The sequence below is a fragment of the Leifsonia shinshuensis genome (assembly GCF_022606355.1).
Lineage (GTDB): Bacteria > Actinomycetota > Actinomycetes > Actinomycetales > Microbacteriaceae > Leifsonia > Leifsonia shinshuensis_B.
In genome coordinates this window covers 544,006-566,741 of the sequence record NZ_JAHHZQ010000001.1, presented here as the reverse complement: position 1 = coordinate 566,741, position 22,736 = coordinate 544,006, and the positions used below count along the sequence as shown (strand labels likewise).

Sequence of the window (22,736 nt, the reverse complement as noted above, 5' to 3'; positions counted from 1 at the left end):
GTGCGCGGTGGGCGAACACACGACCGGGGCGAGGGCGGAATAGCGGAGAATGGAACGAGTGAGCAGTCTGGGTATGAACGCGAATTCGGGTTTCGACGGCATGGACTTCAGCGACGACCTGGGGGGCAGTGGTTCCGGGTTCGCCAAGCCGGGCAAGGTCGTCGGGTCGCACCTGAGCGTCCGCGGCGCACGCGTGCACAACCTCCACAACGTCGACCTCGAGATCCCGCGCGACTCGATGGTGGTCTTCACCGGCCTGTCCGGGTCCGGCAAGTCGTCCCTGGCGTTCGACACGATCTTCGCCGAGGGTCAGCGCCGCTACGTGGAGTCGCTGTCCGCGTATGCGCGCCAGTTCCTCGGCCAGGTCGACCGTCCCGACGTCGACTTCATCGAGGGCCTGAGCCCTGCGGTCTCCATCGATCAGAAGTCCACCAACCGCAACCCGCGGTCGACCGTCGGCACGATCACCGAGATCTACGACTACATGCGACTCCTCTGGGCCCGCATCGGCGTCCCGCACTGCCCGGTCTGCGGGGAGAAGATCCAGCGGCAGACGGTGCAGCAGATCGCCGACCAGCTCATGGAGCTCGAGGCGGGCACACGCTACATGGTGGTGAGCCCGGTCATCTCGCAGAAGAAGGGCGAGTTCGTCGACCTCTTCAAGGAGCTCGCCGCGAGCGGATACTCGCGCGCGCTGGTCGACGGTAAGCAGGTCCAGCTGAGCGACCCGCCCACCCTCAAGAAGCAGTACAAGCACGACATCGCGGTCGTGGTCGACCGCCTCGTCGCCGGTCCCGACATCCTGGGCCGCCTCACCGACTCGCTCGAGACCGCGCTCCGGCTCACCGACGGCCTGGTCCAGGTCAACTTCGTGGACCGCGAGGGCACGGAGGCCTGGCAGTCGTTCAGCGAGAAGCTGTCGTGCCCGAACGGCCACCCCATCCAGCTCACCGAGATCGAGCCGCGCACGTTCTCGTTCAACGCGCCGTTCGGCGCGTGCCCCGAGTGCTCCGGCCTCGGCACGCGCATGTCCGTCGACGAAGACCTGTTGCTCGGCGATGACGGGCTCAGCATCGCCGAGGGCGTCATCATCCCGTGGACGACGCAGGGCAAGGGTCTCTTCAACTACTACGAGAAGCTGCTCGACGGCCTCGCGCGCGATCTCGACTTCTCGCTGGACACCCCGTGGAAGAAGCTGCCCGAGGCGGTCAAGGAGGCCGTGCTCAACGGCGACAACTTCGAGGTCAAGGTGCGGTGGAAGAACCGCTACGGGCGCGAGATGTCGTACACGTCCGGCTTCGAGGGCGTCGTGCCGTACATCGAGCGCCAGTACGCCCAGGCCGAGACCGACACCCAGCGCGCCCGCTGGGCCGAGTACCTGCGGGAGGTGCCCTGCGCGGTCTGCAAGGGCAAGCGCCTCAAGCCGGAGGTGCTGGCGGTCCTGGTGCACGGCGCCTCGATCGCCGACGCGTCCCTGCTCAGCCTCTCCGACGCGCGCGCGTTCATGGAGAAGCTGCACCTGACCGAGCGGGAGCAGAAGATCGGCGCGCAGGTGCTGCGTGAGATCAAGATCCGGCTCGACTTCCTCATCCAGGTCGGCCTCAGCTACCTCGACCTGGCGCGTGCCGCCGCGACGCTGTCCGGCGGGGAGGCGCAGCGCATCCGCCTCGCCACCCAGATCGGTTCAGGGCTCACGGGGGTGCTGTACGTGCTCGACGAGCCGAGCATCGGCCTCCACCAGCGCGACAACCGGCGGCTGATCGACACGCTCGTCGCGCTGCGCGACCTCGGGAACACCCTGATCGTCGTCGAGCACGACGAAGACACCATCCGCACGGCGGATTGGATCGTCGACATCGGACCGGGAGCGGGCGTCAACGGCGGTCACGTGGTGCACTCGGGCTCGTACGACGCGCTGCTCGCGAACACGGACTCGCTCACCGGTGACTACCTCGCCGGCCGACGCGAGATCGCGATCCCCGAGAAGCGCAGGAAGATCGACAAGAAGCGTGTGATCCGGGTCGTCGACGCGGAGGCGAACAACCTCAAGAAGGTCACCGTCGACTTCCCGCTCGGCGCGTTCGTGGCGGTCACCGGCGTGTCCGGGTCGGGTAAGTCGTCGCTGGTCAACGACATCCTGTACCGCGTGCTCGCCAACAAGCTCAACGGCGCCCGCAAGCTGCCGGGCAAGCACCGCACGGTCACGGGTCTCGAGAACCTCGACAAGGTCGTGCACGTCGACCAGGCGCCGATCGGTCGCACCCCGCGCTCCAATCCGGCGACCTACACGGGCGTCTTCGACCGGATCCGCACCCTGTTCTCCGAGACGCCGGAGGCCAAGGCCCGCGGCTACCTTCCCGGTCGGTTCAGCTTCAACGTCAAGGGCGGGCGCTGCGAGGCGTGCTCGGGCGACGGCACCATCAAGATCGAGATGAACTTCCTGCCCGACGTCTACGTGGCCTGCGAGGTGTGCGGGGGAGCGCGTTACAACCGCGACACTCTCACGGTGCACTACAAGGGCAAGAACATCGCCGAGGTGCTGGACATGCCGATCAGCGAGGCCGCGGAGTTCTTCCGGCCGATCTCGGCGATCCACCGCTACCTGCAGACGCTCGTCGATGTGGGGCTCGGCTACGTGCGACTCGGCCAGAGCGCCACGACGCTGTCGGGCGGTGAGGCGCAGCGCGTCAAGCTGGCGACCGAACTGCAGCGCCGGTCCAACGGCCGCAGCGTGTACGTGCTCGACGAGCCGACGACCGGCCTCCACTTCGAAGACGTGCGCAAGCTGCTGCTGGTGCTGAACGGCCTGCTCGACAAGGGCAACACGGTCATCGTCATCGAGCACAACCTCGACGTCATCAAGTCGGCCGACTGGGTGATCGACCTGGGACCGGAGGGCGGCGCCGGCGGTGGCATGGTCATCGCGACCGGAACACCGGAGCGGGTCGCCGAGACACCGGGAAGCCACACGGGCTACTTCCTCAAGGAGATCCTGCAGGGGGAGGGCGCCATCGGCTCCGAGCGTGTCCGCGGCGCCGCGTAAGATGCCGCCTGTGAGCACGACCCGCACAGACACGGTCAGCTACCGGCCCAAGGCGGGCGAGATCCCAACCCAGCCGGGGGTGTACCGGTTCCGTGACGCCAATCGGCGGGTGCTGTACGTCGGCAAGGCCAAGAACCTCCGTGCGCGGCTGAGCAACTACTTCCAGCCGCTGCGGAGCCTCCATGAGCGCACTCGCCGCATGGTGACGACGGCGAACAGCGTGGAGTGGACGGTCGTCGCCAGCGAGTTCGAGGCGCTCCAGCTCGAGTACACCTGGATCAAGGAGTTCAACCCGCCCTTCAACGTCCAGTTCCGCGACGACAAGTCGTACCCGTACCTCGCGGTGACGCTCGGCGACCGCATTCCACGCGTGATGGTCACCCGCAACCGCAACCTCAAGGACGCCCGGTACTTCGGGCCGTACACGAAGGTCTGGGCGATCCGCGACACGGTCGACCTGATGCTGAAGGCCTTCCCGGTGCGCAGCTGCTCCGACGGCGTGTACCGCCGTGCGGAGCTGACCGGTCGGCCGTGCCTCCTCGGCGACATCGGCAAGTGCGCAGCACCGTGCGTCGGCCGGATCAGCCCGGAGGATCACCGCGAGCTCGCCGAGGATTTCGTCTCCTTCATGGCCGGCAACGACAGCAAATACATCCGTGAGCTCACCGAGAAGATGAAGCACGCGGCGAGCACGCTCGACTACGAGGCCGCTGCGCGTCACCGCGACGCCATCCAGGCGCTCGAGGCGGCGATGGGCAAGAGCGCCGTCGTCCTGCAGGAGAACGTGGACCTCGATGCGTTCGGCATCGCCCACGACGAACTCGCGGCAGCGGTCCAGCAGTTCATCGTGCGCGGTGGCCGCATCCGCGGTGTGCGTTCCTGGGTGGTCGACAAGGAGCTCGACATCGAGCTCGGCGAGCTGGTCGAGACCGTCTTGCAGAACGCCTACGAGGGCACGGACGCGCCGCCGCGCGAGATCATCGTCCCCGAGCTGCCGGAGGACGCGGGCGAACTCGAGCAGTGGCTCATGGCACGGCGCGTCGAAGCCGACGAGGCCGGACCGGTGCGGCGCGGCCCCAAGTCGACAGGCAAGGTGGAGCTCAGGGTGGCGCAGCGCGGCGACAAGGCCGCCCTCGCCCAGACCGCCGAGATGAACGCGAAGAACGCGCTCATCCTCTACAAGACCCGCCGCAGCTCCGACTTCGTGGCCCGGTCCAAGGCGCTCAACGACATCCAGGACGCGCTCGGGATGGCCGACGCCCCGCTCCGCATGGAGTGCTTCGATGTGTCGCACCTCAGCGGCACCAACATCGTGGCCTCCATGGTGGTGTTCGAAGACGGTCTGCCGCGCAAAGACCAGTACCGTCGCTTCAGCATCCCGGAGTCCACCGACGACACCGAGTCGATCTACCAGGTGATCTCGCGCAGGCTCGCGTACCTGAAGGAGGACGCCGAGGCCGGTTCCGCCACGGGGGACGTGCTGGAGGCCGGACAGGTGCTGGAGCCCGCGGAGTCCCTGGACGCCGGGGAGGCGCCGGAGACCGGCGACGATCCCGAGATCGACGTCGACGCGGAGCTGGCCGAGGCCGCGGAACGCCGGCGCCGCAAGTTCTCCTACCCGCCGAACCTGCTGATCGTCGACGGCGGTCAGCCCCAGGTCGCCGCCGCTCAGCGGGCGCTCGACGAGTCGGGCGTCACCGGCATCCAGCTCGCCGGGATCGCCAAGCGGCTCGAGGAGATCTGGTTGCCCGATTCCGATTTCCCGGTCATCCTGCCGCGCAACAGTGACGCTCTGTTCCTGGTGCAGCGCCTCCGCGATGAGGCGCACCGGTTCGCCATCACGTATCAGCGAGCCAGACGCAAGCGCGACATCACGTCGGTGCTGGGCGAGATCCCCGGGCTCGGCCCTGCTCGGGTCAAGGAGCTGCTGAAGCATTTCGGCTCGGTCGCGCAGCTGCGTCAGGCGACTCCGGAGCAGATCGCGGAGGTCCGCGGCGTCGGCCCGACGACCGCGGCCGCCGTCTACGAGCGCCTCAACGGCGACTGACGCCGCGACGCCCGGTCCCCGCGGCCGCGAGGCGGCGCAGACTACGCCGAGAACCATCGAGGCGGCGGAGGGTCCGCCGCCTCGACGCCGAGCGTGCGGAGGAATCACTCCGTGGTACGGGCAGGAGGCTACCCCGGGGTGATGTGCGATCGGCACGGTCGTCCCTAGCGTCGAGGGCATGGATGTCGTCAACGAGTTCATCGCCAGCGCCGCGGCCTCGCCGTGGGTGTACCTGGTCGTCTTCGCCGTCGTGCTGGTGGATGCGTTCTTCCCGCCCGTGCCGAGCGAGACGGTGGTGATCGCCGCCGCAGCGGCCGCGGTCGCGACGGGCAACCCGAACCTGCCGCTGCTGCTCGCGTGCGCGGCCGCCGGTGCGGTCGCGGGCGACAACCTCACGTTCGCGGTCGGCCGGGCGGTGGGGCTGGAGCGGTTCCGCTTCGAGCGCCGCCCGCGGCTGCGTGCTGCGCTCGACCGGGCGCGGCAGGGCATCCACAGCAGGGCTGGCGTCCTCGTGCTCTCGGCCCGCTACGTACCTGTCGGCCGGGTCGCGGTCAATCTGGTGGCGGGTGCCGCGGGAGTGTCCCGGCTGCGCTTCCTGGCGCTGTCTGCGATCGCGGGGGTCTCGTGGGCGCTGTACTCGGTTACTGTTGGAGTGCTCGCGGCGCACTGGCTGCACGGCAACGCGTTCCTGGCCATGCTGATCGGGATCGCGGTCGGCGTCGCGGTCGGGTTCGTCGTCGATGCGCTGCTGCGGGCGTCCGGCCGGCGGCGGGCCAGGGCCGAGGCCACGACGGGTGGGGGCGGCGCTACGGTGGCCGACACGCCCACGGGGGAGTCGATCCACGAGCCGGTCGAGGTCGGCACGATGACGAAGGAGGGCGGACGATGACCGGCACCGCCGTCACGCCCACGCTGCGGCTCGACCGATCGCTCGCCCTGCTCTGGGGCACCACGTGCACCGCGGCCGTCGTCCTGTTCGCGCTCTCCGCGGCCCTGGGCTCGTCGCTCTACGGCATCCCCGTCGTCCTCGCGCTGCTGCTCGCGCTCGCGCTGGCCGGGTCCCTCGTGCTGGCGGTGGTTCTGCCCGTCGTCGCCGCGGGGACCTCTGCGGCGGCGGTGATCGCTCTCGCGCTCGCGGGGTCGCCGGAGACCGGCAGCCCCTGGCCGGTCGCCGTTCCGACGACGATCGCGTTCGCGGTGACACTGGCGCTCGTCGTCCTGCGTTCCGACTGGCGGCCCGGGTTCATCGCCTGGGTCGTCGGGGTGGCGGGCGCGTCCGTGGTCGGCATCGCCGGTCATCGGCCGCCGGCGTCCGGCGACGCGGCGACAGCCGACCTGATCGTGTTCGCCGCGGTGTCCGGCGTGCTGCTCGGCGTGGCGGTGCTGGTGAGCAGGTGGCAGGACGTGCGTCGGCAGTTGCTGCGCGAGCAGCAGCTGTCCGCCTCCGAGCACGCGCGCCTCGAGGTCGCGGAGGAGCGCACCCGGATCGCCCGCGAGCTTCACGACGTCGTCGCGCACGGCATGTCCGCCATCCAGGTGCAGGCCTCGAGCGCACGCTACCGCCTGCCCGAGCTGCCGGAGGACGCCGCCCGCGAGTTCGACGAGCTCGCCGCCACCGCGCGGGCGTCGATGGGGGAGATGCGGCGCCTGCTCGGCGTGCTCCGGCACGAGGGCGGGGCGGACCTCGCGCCGCAGCCCGGCCTCGCCGATGTTCCCGCCCTCGTGGCCGATGCCTCGCGACATGGCGAGGTCGTGCTCGACGCCGAGCTGGCCCACGACGACCCGGCGCGCAGCGACCCGGTGCTCGGGCTCGCGGCCTACCGCATCGTGCAGGAGTCGCTGAGCAACGTCGCCCGGCACGCGACCGGCGCACCCGTGCACGTGCGCATCGAACGGACGGCTGCCGACATCCGCGTCGAGGTGCGCAACGGTCGCGCGCCGGGGCGACCGGCGTCGGCGCCTGCCCCGATCGGAGGCGGGCACGGCATCCGCGGGATGCGAGAGCGCGCAGGGCTCCTCGACGGGACGCTCACCGCCGAAGCGGTCGACGACGGATTCGTCGTCGTCGCCGTGCTGCCCGTCCCGACGGTGACCGGGTGAGCGTCCGCGTCCTGGTCGCCGACGACCAGGCCATGGTTCGCGCGGGCTTCGCCGCCATCCTCGCGGCGCAGGACGGCATCGAGGTGCTCGGTCAGGCGGAGGACGGCGCGCAGGCGGTGGAGCTCGCCCGTCGGCTGCGCCCGGACGTCGTGCTGATGGATGTGCGGATGCCGGTCATGAACGGCATCGACGCGACCAGGGAGCTGGTGCGTCCGAGTCGCGGCGATCCGCACCGACCGCTCGTCCTGGTGCTGACGACGTTCGACGCCGACGAGTACGTCTACGATGCGCTCCAGGCCGGGGCGAGCGGGTTCCTGCTCAAGGACGCGCCGCCAGCGGACCTGGTGCACGCCGTGCGCGTCGTCGCGGCGGGGGAGGCGCTGCTCGCCCCGCGCGTGACGAAGCGGCTGCTCGAGCGCTTCGCCGCCCAGCGTCCGGCCGGCGGTGACAAGGCGCAACGCCTCGCCGATCTGACGGAGCGCGAGCGCGAGATCCTCGTGCTGATCGGCCGCGGACTCTCCAACGCGGAGATCGCCGGCGAGCTCTTCATCGCGGAGCAGACCGTGAAGACGCACGTGAGCCGCGTGTTCGCGAAGCTCGGGTTGCGCGACCGCGTGCAGGCCGTCATCCTCGCCTTCGACGCGGGCCTGGTCGAGCCGACACCCTAATCCGGCGGGGGCAGGAGGCCGGGGTTCGAGGTGGGAACCCCGGACCCTGATCCGGCGGGAGCAGGAGGCCGGGGTTCGGCGCGCCGAACCCCGGCCTCCTCCCTTTTCCCCGTCCGGCCCTCGCACCCGCCCCGTACCCGGGTACGGGGCGGGTTTGGCTCCCCGGTGTGACGCGGCGCGGGGCGTCCTCCCGAGACGCTTCCTCCGTCGGTCCGCCGGACCGCGGAAGGAGCCTTCGATGTCCACGTCCGTCGCACCCGTCCCCGTACACGCCCGGTCCGTACACGCCCGGCCCGTGCCGCCGGCGGGCGCCGGCTCAGCGTCCGTCCGTCGCGACGGAGCCGTCGACGTCGTCCGGGCGGTCTGCCTCACGGTCGTCGTCGTGCTGCACGCCCTCATGGTCGGCGTCTCCGTGGGTCCGCGCGGCCCGGTGCTCGAGAACGCCCTCGACCACTGGGCGTTCTTCCCCGCTGCGAGCTGGCTGGTGCAGGTGATGCCGCTCTTCTTCATCCTCGGCGGGTTCTCCGCGTACGGCCAGTGGTCTCGGCTGCGTGAGGCCGGGGGCGGGTACGGCGACTACCTCGCCGGGCGGCTGCGCCGGCTGCTGTCTCCCGCGCTGACCGCGATCGCCGCCGCCGCCGTGCTGCTGTCGGCGCTCGCTCTGCTGGGTGTGCCGGCGGCCGACGTCGCCGTCGCCGGCTTCCGGCTCTCCCAGCCGTTGTGGTTCCTGGGCGTCTACGTGCTGTGCACGGCTGCCGTGCCGCTCCTGGTCGCGGCCCACGACCGTCGACCTGTCGCTTCGCTCGCCACGCTCGTCACTCTCGCTCTGGCCGTCGACGTGCTGCGCGCCGCGACGGGGATCGCCGCGATCGGCTTCGTGAACCTGCTCTTCGTCTGGTTGCTCGTGCAGCAGCTCGGCTTCTGGCTCGCGTCGGGACGCCTGGACGCGCTCCGCCGTGGCGCGCTCGCAGCGATCGTCGCCGTCGCGCTCGGGCTCGCGGTCGTCGGCGCGGCGTCCGGGCTCTGGTCGCCGGACATGTACGCGGCGCTCAACCCGCCCGCGACCGCGCTCGCGCTGCTCGGCACCGCTCAGCTCGCCGTGTTCCTGCTGCTGCGCCACCGGCTGCGCACGGTGTCGGCGCGGCCGGTCATCGGCAGGATCGTCGATGTGGTCAACCGTCGTGCCATGACGGTCTACTCCTGGCACATGCTCGCGCTGATCATGCTCGCCGGTCTCCTGCTGGTCTCCGGGCTGGCACTCCCCGCGCCGCTGTCGGCGCTCTGGTGGGCGTCGCGTCCCCTGTGGCTGGCGGTCGTCGTCGCGGCCGTGGCGGGGCTCGTCGCCGTGGCCGCCCGGGCGGAGCGCGGGAGCGCGGCCGCCACGCCGCGCGTCACGGTCTCGGCGCTGCGCGCAGCCGCCGCGGCCGCCTGCGGGGCGGGCGGGGTCCTGGTCGTGCTCCTCGCGGGTTCCTCGACCGCCGGATGGGTCGCGGGCGCCGCGCTCGTTTTCGCGGCGCTGCGGATTCCTCGCGGCAGCCGCGTCGCGACCGCGCTCAGTCGGTAGGCTTGACCCACGCAGTTCAGAGAAGGAGAGCCCGTGGCGACCGACATCGACACGAACGCCGAGCAGCAGGAAGTGCTGATCGTCACCGGGATGTCGGGTGCGGGCCGGTCGACGGTCGCCAACGCCCTCGAAGACCTCGACTGGTACGTCGTCGACAACCTCCCACCGCAGATGCTGCGCCCCTTGATCGAGCTCGCCAACCGGGCCGAGTCGGGGCTGCCGCGGATCGCGGCCGTCGTCGACGTGCGCGGGCGCAACTTCTTCGAAGACCTCCAGGAGATGATCCAGAGCCTCCGCGAGGGCACGAAGGTGCGCGTGCTGTTCCTGGAGGCGTCCGACGCCGTGCTGGTGCGGCGGTTCGAGCAGGTGCGCCGACCGCACCCGCTGCAGGGCAACGGCACGATCCTCGACGGCATCGACGCGGAGCGCGCGCGGCTTCGCGAGATCCGCGAGGCGAGCGACATCATCGTCGACACGACCGACCTCAACATCCACCAGCTCGCCACCAACATCACCGAGACCTTCGCGGCGGAGGACACCGCGGGCGTCCAGGTGACCGTCATGAGCTTCGGCTTCAAGTACGGCCTGCCGCCGGACGCCGATCTGGTCGCCGACGCGCGCTTCCTGCCCAACCCGTTCTGGAACCCGGAGCTGCGGCCGCACACCGGTCTGGACGACGTGGTCAAGGAGTACGTGTTCCAGCAAGACGGCGCCGAGGAGTTCATCGCCGCGTATGTCGCGGCGATGCGCCCGATCTTCGCCGGTTACCAGCGGGAGAACAAGCGGCACGCGATGATCGCGATAGGCTGCACTGGCGGGAAGCACCGGTCCGTCGCGATAGCCGAAGAGCTCGCGACCCGGTTGAGAGGCTTCCCCGGAGTCGCGGTCAACACCAAGCACCGCGACCTGGGCCGTGAATGATGCCGGCCGCCCACTTCACGGCGTGACCCGCGCCGTCCGTCACAGTTAGGAATCCGATTGGCTCTCACCGCCGACGTCAAAGACGAACTCACGAAGGTCGAAGTCAGCAAGACGACCGTCCGCGCCGCCGAGCTGGCCACCATCCTCCGTTTCTCGGGCGGTCTCCACCTGATCGGTGGACGAATCGCGGTCGAGAGCGAGCTGGACACGCCAGAGCTCGCGCGCCGCGTGCGCAAAGACCTGGCCGAGCTCTACGGCGTCCGCAGCGACGTCTCGGTGATCTCCGCATCGGGCGTCCGACGCACCAGCCAGTACCTCGTCCGGGTGCTGGAGGGCGGCGAGACGCTCGCGCGTCAGACCGGCCTCCTCGACGCCAGGCGCCGCCCGATCCGCGGCCTCCCGAACCGCCTGACCACGGGGTCGCGCGACGAGCTCGCCGCCGTCTGGCGCGGGGCGTTCCTCGCCCACGGCTCGCTGACCGACCCCGGTCGCTCCGCGGCGCTGGAGGTCACCTGCCCGGGCAACGAGGCGGCTATGGCCCTCGTCGGCGCGGCCGGCAGGCTCGGCGTCCCCGCCAAGGCGCGCGAGGTCCGCGGCGTGCATCGGGTGGTGATCCGCGACGGCGAGGCCATCAGCGCGATGCTCGTGCAGATGGGCGCGGCCGAGACGGTCGCCAACTGGGAGGAGCTGCGCCAGCGCCGCGAGGTGCGCGCGACCGCGAACCGCCTGGTCAACTTCGACGACGCCAACCTCCGCCGTTCGGCGCAGGCCGCCGTGGCTGCGTGTGCGCGTGTCGAGCGGGCCCTGGAGATCCTCGGTCCCGACGTCCCGGAGCACCTGCGCTACGCGGGCGACCTCCGTCTGGCGCACCGCGACGCGAGCCTCGACGAGCTGGGCCACCACGCCGATCCGCCCATGACGAAGGACGCCGTCGCCGGGCGCATCCGCCGGCTGCTCGCGATGGCCGACAAGAAGGCCTCGGAGCTGGACATCCCCGGCACCGACGCGAACCTGCCGGCCGACCTGGATGAGGTGTAGTTTCCTGACGGGCGTCCCCGGCGGGAAGGAACCCGCGGCTCGCCGGGTTGCCCTCACTAGACTGAAGAAGTCGCCCGATTCGGGTCTCGAAGAAGAACAACTGTGGAGATGAGTAATGGCTGACTACACGCTCGCCGACCTTCCGTACGACTACTCGGCCCTGGAGCCGAACATCAGCGGCCGGATCATGGAGCTGCACCACGACAAGCACCACAAGGCCTACGTCGACGGTGCGAACACCGCTCTGGCGAAGCTGGCGGAGGCGCGCGACGCCGACGACCTCACCTACGTCAACAAGCTCCAGAAGGACCTCGCGTTCAACCTGGCCGGACACGTCAACCACACGGTGTTCTGGACCAACCTCTCGCCCGAGGGCGGGGACAAGCCGACCGGAGAGCTGGCCGCCGCCATCGACGAGTTCTTCGGCTCGTTCGACAAGTTCCGCGCCCACTTCACGGCGTCGGCGCTCGGTATCCAGGGCTCCGGCTGGTCGATCCTCGCCTGGGACTCGCTGGGCCAGAAGCTCATCATCGAGCAGCTCTACGACCACCAGGGCAACCTCGCGACCGCCACGATCCCGCTGCTCATGCTCGACATGTGGGAGCACGCCTTCTACCTCGACTACGTCAATGTGAAGGCGGATTACGTCAAGGCGTTCTGGAACATCACCAACTGGGCGGATGTGAACGATCGCTTCGAGAAGGCCCGCGAGAAGACCTCGGGTCTGCTGCTACTGTCGTAGCGGGTAGGCGTCCCGGGAGGGAGCCTCCCGGGACGCCGCCGTCCGCCTGACAACACCCACATCGCGCCGCTCGGCGCAGACATCAAGCAACGGGAGACATCTGTGTCCGTAAAGATCGGAATCAACGGGTTCGGTCGCATTGGTCGCAACTACCTGCGTGCGGCCCTCGCCAAGGGCAGCGACCTCGAGATCGTCGCGGTGAACGACCTCACCGACAACAAGACGCTCGCGCACCTGCTCAAGTACGACTCGATCACGGGCCGCCTGGACGCGACCGTCGAGCTCGAGGGCGACAGCATCGTCGTGAACGGCAAGCCGATCAAGGTCCTCGAGGAGCGCGACCCGGCCAACCTCCCGTGGGGCGAGCTGGGCGTCGACATCGTCATCGAGTCGACCGGCCGCTTCACCAAGGCCGCCGACGCCAAGAAGCACATCGAGGCGGGCGCCAAGAAGGTCATCATCTCCGCTCCGGCCACCGACGAGGACGCCACGTTCGTCATCGGTGTCAACGAGCACCTGTACGACCCGGAGAAGCACAACATCATCTCCAACGCGTCGTGCACCACCAACTGCCTCGCCCCGCTGGCCAAGGTCTTCAACGACGAGTTCGGCATCGAGCGCGGCCTCATGACCACGGTCCACGCCTACACCGCCGACCAGAACCTGCAGGACGGCCCGCACAGCGACCTCCGTCGTGCGCGTGCCGCCGCGATCAACATCGTGCCGACCTCGACCGGCGCGGCCAAGGCCATCGGCCTGGTGCTCCCGGAGCTCAAGGGCAAGCTCGACGGCTTCGCGCTGCGCGTCCCGGTCCCCACCGGCTCGATCACCGACCTGACCGTCACCGCCTCGCGCCCGGTCACCGTCGACGAGGTCAAGGCGGCCTACAAGAAGGCGGCAGAGGGTCCCCTCAAGGGCATCCTCAAGTACACGGAAGACGAGATCGTCTCCTCCGACATCGTCTCCGACCCGCACTCGTCGATCTTCGACTCCGGTCTGCTGCGCGTCATCGGCGACCAGGTCAAGCTCTCGAGCTGGTACGACAACGAGTGGGGCTACTCCAACCGTCTCGTCGACCTGACCGAGTACGTGGCCGAGCGCCTCTAACACCAGGGAACCGACGTGACGCTCCGCACCCTCGACTCACTCGGTTCGCTCGCGGGAAAACGCGTCGTCGTCCGCTGTGATCTGAACGTCCCCCTCCAGGACGGGAAGATCACGGACGACGGTCGCGTGCGAGCGTCGATTCCCACCCTCGACGCCCTGATCAATCAGGGCGCGAAGGTGGTCGTGATCTCTCACCTGGGCCGCCCCGACGGCGCCCCAGACGCCAAGTACAGCCTGGCGCCGGTGGCCCAGCGGCTCTCCGAGCTTCTGGGCAAGCCGGTGACCTTCGCACAGGACACCGTCGGTGCCGGTGCGGAGGCCGCCGTCGCCGGCCTGCACGACGGCGACATCGCCCTGCTCGAGAACCTGCGCTTCAACCCGGGCGAGACCGCGAAGGACGACGCGGAGCGCGAGGCCTTCGCGGCCAAGCTTGCCGCGTTCGGCGACGCGTTCGTCTCGGACGGGTTCGGTGTCGTGCACCGCAAGCAGGCCAGCGTGTACGAGCTCGCGAAGGCGCTCCCGAGCGCCGCGGGCACGCTCATCGCGACCGAGCTCGACGTGCTCGACCGGCTCACCGAGAGCCCCGAGCGGCCGTACGCGGTCGTTCTCGGCGGCTCCAAGGTGTCCGACAAGCTCGGCGTGATCGGCCACCTGCTGCCGCGCGTGGACTCCCTGCTGATCGGCGGCGGGATGCTCTTCACCTTCCTCGCCGCGCTCGGCCACAAGGTCGGCTCCAGCCTGCTGGAGGCCGACCAGATCGACACGGTCACGGGCTACCTCGCCACGGCGAAGGAGCTCGGCGTGACGATCGTGCTGCCGCGCGACGTCGTCGTGGCCTCGAAGTTCGGCGCCGACGCGGAGCACGTGGTGCGCCCGATCGACGCGATCGAGGACACCGAGTGGGGTGCGGCCGGCCTCGGCCTCGACATCGGCCCGGAGACCGGCGAGCTGTTCTCGGAGTACATCCGCGGCGCGCACACGGTGTTCTGGAACGGCCCGATGGGCGTCTTCGAGCTCGCGCCCTTCGCGGCGGGTACCAAGGCGATCGCCCAGGCGCTCACCGAGGTCGACGGCCTCGGCGTCGTCGGCGGGGGAGACTCGGCCGCGGCCGTGCGCGCCCTCGGTTTCTCGGACGATCAGTTCGGTCACATTTCTACCGGTGGCGGTGCGAGCCTCGAGTTCCTCGAGGGCAAGCACCTGCCGGGTCTGGAGGTCCTCGGATGGCAGCAGTGAACGGTTCCGTGCGGCGCGTGCCGCTGATCGCGGGCAACTGGAAGATGAATCTCGATCACCTGCAGGCGATCGCGACCGTCCAGAAGCTGGCGTGGACGCTCAAGGATGCCGGGCACGACTACTCGGCCGTCGAGGTCGCCGTCTTCCCGCCGTTCACCGACCTGCGCAGCGTGCAGACGCTCGTCTCCGCCGACAAGCTCCCGATCGCGTTCGGCGGTCAGGACGTGTCCGAGCACGACTCGGGTGCCTACACGGGCGAGATCGCCGCCTCCTTCCTCGCGGCGCTCGAGACGCGGTACGTGATCATCGGTCACTCGGAGCGGCGCACGCTGCACAACGAGACCGACGAGCAGGTCGCGGCGAAGGTCGCGCAGTCGATCAAGCACAACATCGCACCGATCATCTGCGTGGGCGAGACGGCGGAGGACCTCGAGACGCACGGCGCGAGCGCCGTGCCGGTGGCGCAGCTGCGCGCGGCCCTCGCCACTGTCGACTCGGCGGCCGACTTCGTGGTCGCCTACGAGCCGGTGTGGGCGATCGGGTCGGGTCAGGCGGCCACTCCTGAGCAGGCCGAGCAGGTCGCCGCCGCGCTGCGGGCCGTCATCGTTGAGCTCCTGGGCGACGACGTCGCGGCCAAGACGCGCATCCTCTACGGCGGTTCGGTGAAGTCGGGGAACATCGCCGGCTTCATGCGCGAGCCGAACGTCGACGGCGCTCTCGTCGGCGGTGCCAGCCTCGACGTGGCCGAGTTCTCGGCCATCATCCGCTACCAGAAGCACGTCGGTCTCTGAGGTACTCACCCTCGGTCGCAGGCTCGACCCTCGGTCGCAGGCTCCCTCGGCGCTGGGGTCGCGGCATCGCTGCGCGCTGCCCTCAGCTCCACCGCGCGGCGCTGGGGTCGCGGCATCGCTCCGCGCTGCCCTCAGCTCCACCGCGCGGTGGCGCAACCCGCCGCGGCCTCGGCCGGTTATACTGGACGTTGGTTTCGCCGGGCGCCGCCCGGTCGCATTGAAAGGTCTAGCGTGCAGATTCTCACGGTCGTCCTGCAGGTCCTGCTGGGAATCACCAGCCTCCTGCTGACGCTCCTCATCCTGTTGCACAAGGGACGCGGTGGCGGGCTCTCCGACATGTTCGGCGGCGGGGTCACTTCCAACCTCGGCGCGTCGGGCGTCGCGGAGCGCAACCTCAACCGCATCACCGTCATCCTCGGGCTCATCTGGATCACGTGCATCGTGGTCCTGGGGCTCATCACCAAGTTCAGCGCCTAGCGGCGCGCCTTCACCAGAGGAGAAGCATGGCATCCGGAGGAAGCGCAATCCGCGGCTCGCGCGTCGGCGCGGGCCCCATGGGCGAACAGGACCGCGGGTTCCACGCCGAGCGCGTGGCCATCTCGTACTGGGACGCCCTCGGCAACGAGACCGTGCGATACTTCGCGGCGAACCTGCCCGAGGAGGAGATCCCTGACGTGATCGACTCCCCGTCGACGGGCCTGCCGGCCGGTCGCGACAAGGAGAACCCGCCGTCGGTCGCCAAGACCGAGCCCTACAAGACGCACCTGGCCTACGTGAAGGAGCGCCGCTCGGAAGAGGAGGCCGAGCAGCTGCTCGAAGACGCCCTCAACCAGCTGCGCGCCCGCCGCGGTAAGCCGACGAGCAACTAGCAGCGCACCAGCTACACAGCGACGCCCGGCAGGTCAGACCTGCCGGGCGTCGTCGTCTCTCTGTTTCGTCTGTGCGTGTCGGATGTGGGCAGGCGTCAGCGTGACAGCCGTACGGCAATGCGGACGGCCAGGGCGACCGCGGCGATGGCCGCCGCGACACCGATTGCGCCGGCGATGATCGCGGGAACGATCAAGCCGGAGTCGTCTCGACCGAGATCGGCGGCGCCGATGTGCACGGCGACGGACGCCAGCCCCGCCACGACCACCCAGGCGGCGATCGCCGTCGCCGCCCACAACGACCAGGGCAGCCGCGCCGAGCCCAGGCGGCGGGCGGCGCGCACAGCGCCTCGGTGCAGCATCGCCTGCACGGCGACGGCCGCACCCGCTGCCAGGAGGGCGCCGACGAGGACGTCCCGGGTCACCGGAGCGAGGATCACGAACAGGATCGCGCCGACCGGCACGACGAGGGCGGCATCCGCGGCCGCACGTCGCAGCGTGGATCGAGGGCTCAGCGGCGTCTGAATCGTCATCCTCTCATGACATCAGATATCCGAGTGGAGATCGTCCGTCCTGAGGATGATCGCCGGGCGACTCAGTAGCTGGGAGCGATGAGGGTCTCCGGCACATCGACGGCCGCGTCTTTGTCGACGAAGAACACCGTGCGCTTGCGGCCCTTGGCGCCGGCGACCGGCACCTCGGTGTAGCTCGCACCGGCGAGCGCCAGGCCGAGGGCGCTGGCCTTGTCGCTGCCGGCGAGCACCAGCCAGATGCGGTCGGAGGCGTTCAGCACCGGCCGGGTGAGGCTCAGCCGCTCGGGCGGCGGCTTGGGCGAATCACGCACCGCGACCACCGTCGCCTCGGTCTCGCGGATGCCGGAGCGGTCGGGGAACAGCGAGGCGATGTGCCCGTCGGGGCCGACACCGAGGAACGTGATGTCGAAGCGGGGGAACTCCTGGCCGTCCGGGGCGAACGCCGCCAGTTCGGCGGCGTAGACGCTTGCGGCCTCGTCGAGGTCCGCGATCTCGTCAGACGCCGGGAACGGGTGGATGTTCTGCGGCGGCACAGGGAGGTGATCGAGGAGCGCCTCGCGCGCCTGGCGCTCGTTGCGCTCCTCGCTCGACTTCTCGACGAACCGCTCGTCGCCCCACCAGAAGTGCACCTTCGACCAGTCGATGGTGTCGCGCGCAGGGGAGGCGTTGACCGCCTCCAGGACGGCGTTGCCCATCGTCCCGCCCGTGAGCGCGATGTTCGCCCCGCCCAGGTCGTCGAGGATGTCGATCGTCTTGGTGAGGAAGCGCGCGGCCACCGACGCGGCGAGTGCTTCCTTGTCGGGGTGGACGAGCACCCGCCGTTCGTTCGTCATGCTGTCGTGACCGCTCCTTCGTCGGAGGTCTCGAGCAGTGCGAGACCCTTCGTGATGACCTCACCGTACAGGTCGTCCGGGTCCAGCCTACGCAGTTCCTCCGCCAGGCAGTCGCGCAGGCTGCGGCGGGGCAGCGAGAGGTCGTGCGTCGGCTGACCCGGCTGCGAGAGCCGCGCCACGTTCGGCACTTCGCGCTCGAGCTCGATCGTGCCGGAAGCGCGCTCCATCTTCACGCCGTGGATGCCGCCGGAGCCGATCGCGCGCGAGGCGAGGTCGTACTGGACGGGTACCTGGAGCTGCAGGCGGAGCCACGCGGCGAGCAGGAGAGTGGAGGGCGAGTCCGCCGCACCGGCCACCTCCACCGCGGTGATCGGCTCGTACGGCGGCTGGTCGAGCACAGCGGCGAGCTGCGCGCGCCACAGTGTCAGGCGCGTCCAGGCGAAGTCCGTGTCGCCCGGGGTGTACGTCTGGGAGAGGTGGAACAGCGCCTCCTGCGGGTTCGGCTGCGCCGAGGCATCCGTGATGCGGATGGTGGCGATGCGGCCGAGGGGGGAGTGCGACGCCCGGGCGGGCGCGATCCCCGGCCACCAGACGACGACCGGGGCGTCGGGGAGCAGCAGGCCGGTGACCAGCCCCTCCTCGTCGCTGGCGGTCTCGCCGTAGGCGCGGAGCACGATCACCTCACTGGCGCCGGCGTCGCCGCCGACGCGGATCTGCGCGTCGAGACGTCCCGAGTCCGTGTGGCTGCGCTCCTCCTCGGTGGACACCACGATGACGCGCATCGGGTGCTCGCGGGAGGCATCGTTGGCGGCCTCGATGGCCTCCTCCTCCTGGCCGAGGTGGGTGGCGATGATCAGTGTCAGCACCCGGCCGAGGGCGACGGCGCCGCCCTCCTCGCGGATCTTGACGAGCGCCTTCGAGATGTTGCTCGTCGTGGTGTCGGGCAGATCGACGATCATGGGCGCCTCCAGACGCGGCCGTCGCGGGCGAGGAGCTCATCGGCGGACTTCGGGCCCCAGGTTCCGGGGCGATACTGTTCGGGCTGGCCTTGCGTGGTCCAGAACTCCTCGATGGGGTCGAGGATCTTCCAGGAGAGCTCGACCTCCTCGTGACGCGGGAACAGCGGCGGGTCGCCGAGCAGCACGTCGAGGATGAGCCGCTCGTAGGCCTCGGGGCTCGCCTCGGTGAAGGCGTGGCCGTAGCCGAAGTCCATGCTGACGTCGCGCACCTGCATGCCGGCGCCCGGCACCTTGGAGCCGAAGCGGATCGTCACACCCTCGTCGGGCTGCACGCGGATCACGAGTGCGTTCTGGCCGAGAGCGCTGGTCTGCGACTCGGCGAACAGCTGCTGCGGCGCGCGCTTGAACACCACGGCGATCTCGGTGACACGCCGCCCGAGCCGCTTGCCCGCGCGCAGGTAGAACGGTACGCCGGCCCAGCGGCGGGTGCCGATCTGCAGCTTGATCGCGGCGTAGGTCTCGGTGGTGGAGTCCGGGTTCATCCCGTCCTCCTCCAGGAAGCCCACGACCTTCTCGCCGCCCTGCCAACCGCTCGAGTACTGCCCGCGGGCGGTCGAGGTGGCGAGGTCGGCGGGCAGCCGCACGGCAGCCAGGACCTTCTCCTTCTCGGCGCGCAGATCGCCGGCGTCGAACGAGATGGGCTCCTCCATCGCCGTGAGGGCGAGCAGCTGCAGGAGGTGGTTCTGGATGACGTCGCGCGCGGCGCCGATCCCGTCGTAGTAGCCTGCACGGCCGCCGACGCCGATGTCCTCGGCCATCGTGATCTGCACGTGATCGACGTAGTTGGCGTTCCAGATCGGCTCGTACAACTCGTTGGCGAAGCGGAGCGCCAGGATGTTCTGGACGGTCTCCTTGCCGAGGTAGTGGTCGATGCGGAACACCGAGTCGGGAGGGAAGACCGACTCGACGACGTGGTTGAGCTCGCGCGCCGTCTTCAGGTCGCTGCCGAACGGCTTCTCGATGACGACGCGTCGCCAGCCGGTTCCCGACTGGTCGGCGAGCCCCGACTTCTTCAGCTGCTCGGTGACGAGCGGGAAGGCCTTCGGTGGGATCGACAGGTAGAACGCGTGGTTGCCCATCGTCCCCCGCTCGACGTCCAGCTTCTCGACCGTCTCCTTGAGGCGCTGGAACGCCTCGGCGTCGTCGAACTCGCCGGAGACGAAGCGCACGCCCTGGGCGAGCTGCTTCCACACGTCGTCGTCGAACGGCGTGCGGGCGTACTGCTTGACCGCGTCGTAGACGACCTTCTCGAAGTCCTGGTCCTCCCAATCGCGCCGCGCGAACCCGACGAGCGAGAACCCGGGGGGCAGGAGGCCGCGGTTCGCGAGGTCGTACACGGCCGGCATCAGCTTCTTGCGCGACAGGTCACCCGTCACTCCGAAGATGATGAGGCTGCTCGGCCCCGCGATGCGGTTGAGGCGGCGGTCGGAGGGCAACCGCAGCGGGTTGAACTCCGGAGTGATCTCCACCGGTGACATCTGGCTCCTCTAGTTGACGGCCTCGAACAGCGAGACGACATCCGCCTCGGGGTTCGACAGGGTCAGGGTCAGCACCGGGCGGCCGTGCTCGCCGAGCACGCTCGCGTCGCCGGCGGCCTGGGCCTGGATGAGCTGGCCGAACGTGAACGGACGGTCGGGGATCTCCAGGTCTTCCGGTGCGGCGGCCGTGATCTGCAGGAACACGCCGACGGCGGGGCCGCCCTTGTGGAACTGCCCGGTCGAGTGCAGGAAGCGCGGGCCCCAGCCGAAGGTGACGGGACGCCCGGCCTTGGCGGCGAGCAGGTCGCGGATGCCGGCGAGCTGCGGGAGCGCGAGCCGGTCGACGTAGGCCTGCACAGCGACGTAGCCGTCCGGCCCGAGCTGGGCGAGGAGGGCGTCGACAGCGCCATCGAGCGTCGATGCCGCTCCGAGGAAGCTCCCCGTGGTGCGCACCTCGATGCCGCCGACGGTGAACGCCGGTGCGGCGGGCTCCGGCCGGTTGTCGAGCAGCGCGCGTGCGGCGACCTTGGCGGCCTCCACGTCGGGCTGGTCGAACGGGTTGATGCCGAGCAGACGGCCCGCGACCGCGGTCGCGTACTCCCAGACGATCAGCTGCGCGCCCAGGCTGCCGGAGACGAGGATCTCGCCCTGGTGCCGGTCGGCGGGAAAGAGGTGGTGGGCCTCCGCGTTGGCGACGAGCCGGACGACCTGGAGGTCGGCCGGCTTCGAGGTCAGCTCGGGGGCGAGCGTGTCGAGGACGACGGGGAGGAGGCCGGTGCCCTGCTTGCCCGTCGACTCGGCGATGAGCTGCTCGGCCCAGTCGGCGAACCCGACGATGTGGGTCCCGTCCGCGACGATGCCCAGCTTGTCCTTGAGCGGGTTGGTGCCGGCGATCGCCGCGCCGAGCACCAGGCCCGGGTTCGCGTCGTTGTCGACGGCGAGCTCGATGAGCGTCGCCTCCGCCTCGTCGAGGAGCTCGGAGATGTCCACGCCGGCGAGGCCGGACGGGACGAGCCCGAACGCGGTGAGCGCCGAGTAGCGGCCGCCCACGTTGGGGTCGGCGTTGAAGACGCGGTAGCCCGCCTCGCGCGCCGACTGGTCGAGCGGCGAGCCCGGGTCGGTGACGACGACGATGCGCTCGGTCGGGTCGATCCCGGCGTCGCGGAACCACTTCTCGTACACGCGCTTCTGGCTGTCGGTCTCCAGCGTCGAGCCCGACTTGGAGGAGATCACGACGGCGGTGGCCTGCAGGCGGTCGCGGAGCGCGGAGAGGACCTGACCGGGATCGGTCGAGTCCAGTACCGTGAGCTCGGCCTCCGCCGTGCGCGTGATGACCTCGGGCGCGAGCGAGGAGCCGCCCATGCCGCCGAGGACGATGTGGTTGACGCCCTTGGCGTGCAGCTGCTCGCGGAGGGCGACGATCTCGGCGACCAGCGGCCGGGAGATCGCGACGGCCTCGGTCCAGCCGAGGCGCTTGGACGCCTCCGCCTCGGCGTCGGGGCCCCACAGGGCGGGGTCCTGCGCCGTGATGCCGGAGGCGACCCGGTCGGCCACGAGCTGCGGCACGACCGTCGCGACGGCCTCGGCCGCCGCGCCGGTCACATGGATGCGGAAGGTCACTTGGCGGCCTCCAGAGCGTTGGTGACGGTCTCGACGAGCTCGCCCCACGAGACGTTGAACTTGTCGACGCCCTCTCGCTCGAGGGTGGCGGTCACGTCGTCGTATGAGATGCCGAGGCCGGCCAGCGCGTCGAGGACGCCCTTGGCGTCGGCGTAGTTGCCGGTGACGGTGTCGCCGGTGATCTCGCCGTGGTCGAAGGTGGCCTCGAGGGTCTTCTCCGGCATCGTGTTGACGGTGTTGGGGGCGACGAGCTCGGTCACGTACAGCGTGTCCGGCAGGCTCGGGTCCTTGACGCCCGTGGAGGCCCACAGCGGACGCTGCTCGTTCGCGCCGGCGGCGACGAGGGCCTTGGCGCGGTCGGTGGCGAACTCCTGCTCGTAGAGCTCGTACGCGAGGCGGGCGTTCGCGACGCCGGCCTTGCTCTTGAGCGCGAGCGCCTCGTCGGTGCCGATCGCGGTCAGGCGCTTGTCGACCTCGGTGTCCACGCGGGACACGAAGAACGATGCGACCGACTGGATGCCCGCGAGGTCGATGCCCGCGGCCTTGGCCTTCTCGAGGCCGGTCAGATACGCGTCGATCACCTGGCGGTAGCGCTCGAGGCTGAAGATCAGGGTCACGTTGACGCTGATGCCGGCCGCGATGGTCTCGGTGATGGCCTCCAGGCCCTCGACCGTCGCCGGGATCTTGATGAGCACGTTGGGCTTGTCGACCTTGGCGGCGAGCTTCTTGGCCTGCTCGATGGTGCCCGCGGCGTCGTGCGCGAGGCCAGGCTCCACCTCGATGGAGACGCGACCGTCGACGCCGTTGCTGGCCTCGTAGACCTCGTGGAAGATGTCGCTCGCGTCGGCGACGTCGTCGGTCGTGATCTCGAAGATCGCGTCCTCGACGCTCGTGCCGGCGGCGGCGAGCTCTTTCACCTGTGCGTCGTAGGCCTCGCCCTTGGCGAGCGCCGCGGCGAAGATCGTCGGGTTGGTGGTCACGCCGACGACGTTGCGCTCGGCGATCAGCTTCTGGAGGCCGCCCGTGGCGATGCGCTCGCGCGAGAGGTCGTCCAGCCAGATGCTGACGCCGGCGGCCGACAGAGCGGCCGTGGGGGAGGCGGTGGTGGAAGTGGTGTCGGTCATCGTGGTTTC

The 22,736-nt window shown here is 70.1% G+C and carries 20 protein-coding genes; 14 read left to right on the top strand and 6 right to left on the bottom strand.

All coding sequences use genetic code 11. The annotated features are described in order from the left end of the window. Window positions 1-100: 100 nt before the first annotated feature. The 14 genes from uvrA to KNO15_RS02710 all read left to right on the top strand — a co-directional run bounded on the left by uvrA (window position 101) and on the right by KNO15_RS02710 (window position 16,123). Window positions 101-3,043 carry an excinuclease ABC subunit UvrA gene (gene uvrA, locus KNO15_RS02775; RefSeq protein WP_241702669.1) on the top strand — a complete coding sequence of 981 codons (2,943 nt, stop codon included), beginning with the start codon at window positions 101-103 and terminating at the stop codon, window positions 3,041-3,043. 1 nt (window position 3,044) lies between these two features. Continuing rightward, window positions 3,045-5,090 carry an excinuclease ABC subunit UvrC gene (gene uvrC / locus KNO15_RS02770; protein WP_374113135.1) on the top strand — a complete coding sequence of 682 codons (2,046 nt, stop codon included), beginning with the start codon at window positions 3,045-3,047 and terminating at the stop codon, window positions 5,088-5,090. A gap of 178 nt (window positions 5,091-5,268) precedes the next feature. After that, entirely contained in the window at window positions 5,269-5,979 is a 711-nt protein-coding gene (locus KNO15_RS02765) for a DedA family protein (protein WP_241701908.1), read from the top strand. Next, entirely contained in the window at window positions 5,976-7,190 is a 1,215-nt protein-coding gene (locus tag KNO15_RS02760) for a sensor histidine kinase (protein WP_241701907.1), read from the top strand. Before KNO15_RS02765 ends, KNO15_RS02760 begins: the two co-directional genes overlap by 4 nt. After that, the gene (locus KNO15_RS02755; RefSeq protein WP_241701906.1) at window positions 7,187-7,858 is read left to right on the top strand and encodes a response regulator; all 672 of its coding nucleotides are present in this window, start codon (window positions 7,187-7,189) and stop codon (window positions 7,856-7,858) included. The genes KNO15_RS02760 and KNO15_RS02755 overlap by 4 nt, the downstream gene beginning before the upstream one ends. 238 nt (window positions 7,859-8,096) lie before the next feature. Beyond that, window positions 8,097-9,422: an acyltransferase family protein gene (locus KNO15_RS02750; protein ID WP_241701904.1), complete on the top strand. Its 1,326-nt coding sequence runs from the start codon at window positions 8,097-8,099 to the stop codon at window positions 9,420-9,422. A 33-nt stretch (window positions 9,423-9,455) separates the two neighbouring features. Continuing rightward, window positions 9,456-10,343, top strand: a complete 888-nt coding sequence (gene rapZ, locus KNO15_RS02745; protein WP_241701903.1) for an RNase adapter RapZ — start codon at window positions 9,456-9,458, stop codon at window positions 10,341-10,343. 57 nt (window positions 10,344-10,400) lie between these two features. Beyond that, complete coding sequence (gene whiA, locus KNO15_RS02740) at window positions 10,401-11,381, top strand: DNA-binding protein WhiA (RefSeq protein WP_241701901.1); 981 nt, start codon at window positions 10,401-10,403, stop codon at window positions 11,379-11,381. A gap of 115 nt (window positions 11,382-11,496) precedes the next feature. Next, the gene (locus KNO15_RS02735) at window positions 11,497-12,123 is read left to right on the top strand and encodes a superoxide dismutase (RefSeq protein WP_208039363.1); all 627 of its coding nucleotides are present in this window, start codon (window positions 11,497-11,499) and stop codon (window positions 12,121-12,123) included. Between the two features lie 102 nt (window positions 12,124-12,225). Next, entirely contained in the window at window positions 12,226-13,230 is a 1,005-nt protein-coding gene (gene gap / locus KNO15_RS02730) for a type I glyceraldehyde-3-phosphate dehydrogenase (RefSeq protein WP_241701900.1), read from the top strand. Window positions 13,231-13,245: 15 nt separating this feature from the next. Beyond that, on the top strand, window positions 13,246-14,463 hold the full coding sequence (locus tag KNO15_RS02725; RefSeq protein ID WP_241701899.1) for a phosphoglycerate kinase: 1,218 nt from the start codon (window positions 13,246-13,248) through the stop codon (window positions 14,461-14,463). Continuing rightward, window positions 14,451-15,254: a triose-phosphate isomerase gene (tpiA, locus tag KNO15_RS02720; RefSeq protein WP_241701898.1), complete on the top strand. Its 804-nt coding sequence runs from the start codon at window positions 14,451-14,453 to the stop codon at window positions 15,252-15,254. Before KNO15_RS02725 ends, tpiA begins: the two co-directional genes overlap by 13 nt. Window positions 15,255-15,485: 231 nt before the next feature. Next, a complete protein-coding gene (gene secG / locus KNO15_RS02715; RefSeq protein ID WP_055915982.1) occupies window positions 15,486-15,731 on the top strand; it encodes a preprotein translocase subunit SecG in 246 nt (81 codons plus the stop codon). 26 nt (window positions 15,732-15,757) lie between these two features. Continuing rightward, a complete protein-coding gene (locus tag KNO15_RS02710; protein ID WP_055915984.1) occupies window positions 15,758-16,123 on the top strand; it encodes an RNA polymerase-binding protein RbpA in 366 nt (121 codons plus the stop codon). Between the two features lie 95 nt (window positions 16,124-16,218). Here KNO15_RS02710 and KNO15_RS02705 read toward each other — a convergent pair whose 3' ends face one another. From KNO15_RS02705 to tal, 6 genes are all read right to left on the bottom strand, one after another. Then, window positions 16,219-16,653 carry a hypothetical protein gene (locus KNO15_RS02705; RefSeq protein WP_241701897.1) on the bottom strand — a complete coding sequence of 145 codons (435 nt, stop codon included), beginning with the start codon at window positions 16,651-16,653 and terminating at the stop codon, window positions 16,219-16,221. A 62-nt stretch (window positions 16,654-16,715) separates the two neighbouring features. Next, window positions 16,716-17,486, bottom strand: coding sequence for a 6-phosphogluconolactonase (pgl, locus tag KNO15_RS02700; protein ID WP_241701896.1), 771 nt, complete (start codon window positions 17,484-17,486; stop codon window positions 16,716-16,718). After that, complete coding sequence (locus KNO15_RS02695) at window positions 17,483-18,445, bottom strand: glucose-6-phosphate dehydrogenase assembly protein OpcA (protein WP_241701894.1); 963 nt, start codon at window positions 18,443-18,445, stop codon at window positions 17,483-17,485. Before KNO15_RS02695 ends, pgl begins: the two co-directional genes overlap by 4 nt. After that, window positions 18,442-19,983: a glucose-6-phosphate dehydrogenase gene (gene zwf / locus KNO15_RS02690; protein WP_241701893.1), complete on the bottom strand. Its 1,542-nt coding sequence runs from the start codon at window positions 19,981-19,983 to the stop codon at window positions 18,442-18,444. Before zwf ends, KNO15_RS02695 begins: the two co-directional genes overlap by 4 nt. Window positions 19,984-19,992: 9 nt before the next feature. Further along, window positions 19,993-21,603 carry a glucose-6-phosphate isomerase gene (locus KNO15_RS02685; protein WP_241701892.1) on the bottom strand — a complete coding sequence of 537 codons (1,611 nt, stop codon included), beginning with the start codon at window positions 21,601-21,603 and terminating at the stop codon, window positions 19,993-19,995. After that, window positions 21,600-22,727: a transaldolase gene (gene tal, locus KNO15_RS02680; RefSeq protein ID WP_241701890.1), complete on the bottom strand. Its 1,128-nt coding sequence runs from the start codon at window positions 22,725-22,727 to the stop codon at window positions 21,600-21,602. Before tal ends, KNO15_RS02685 begins: the two co-directional genes overlap by 4 nt. Between the last annotated feature and the right edge of the window lie 9 nt (window positions 22,728-22,736).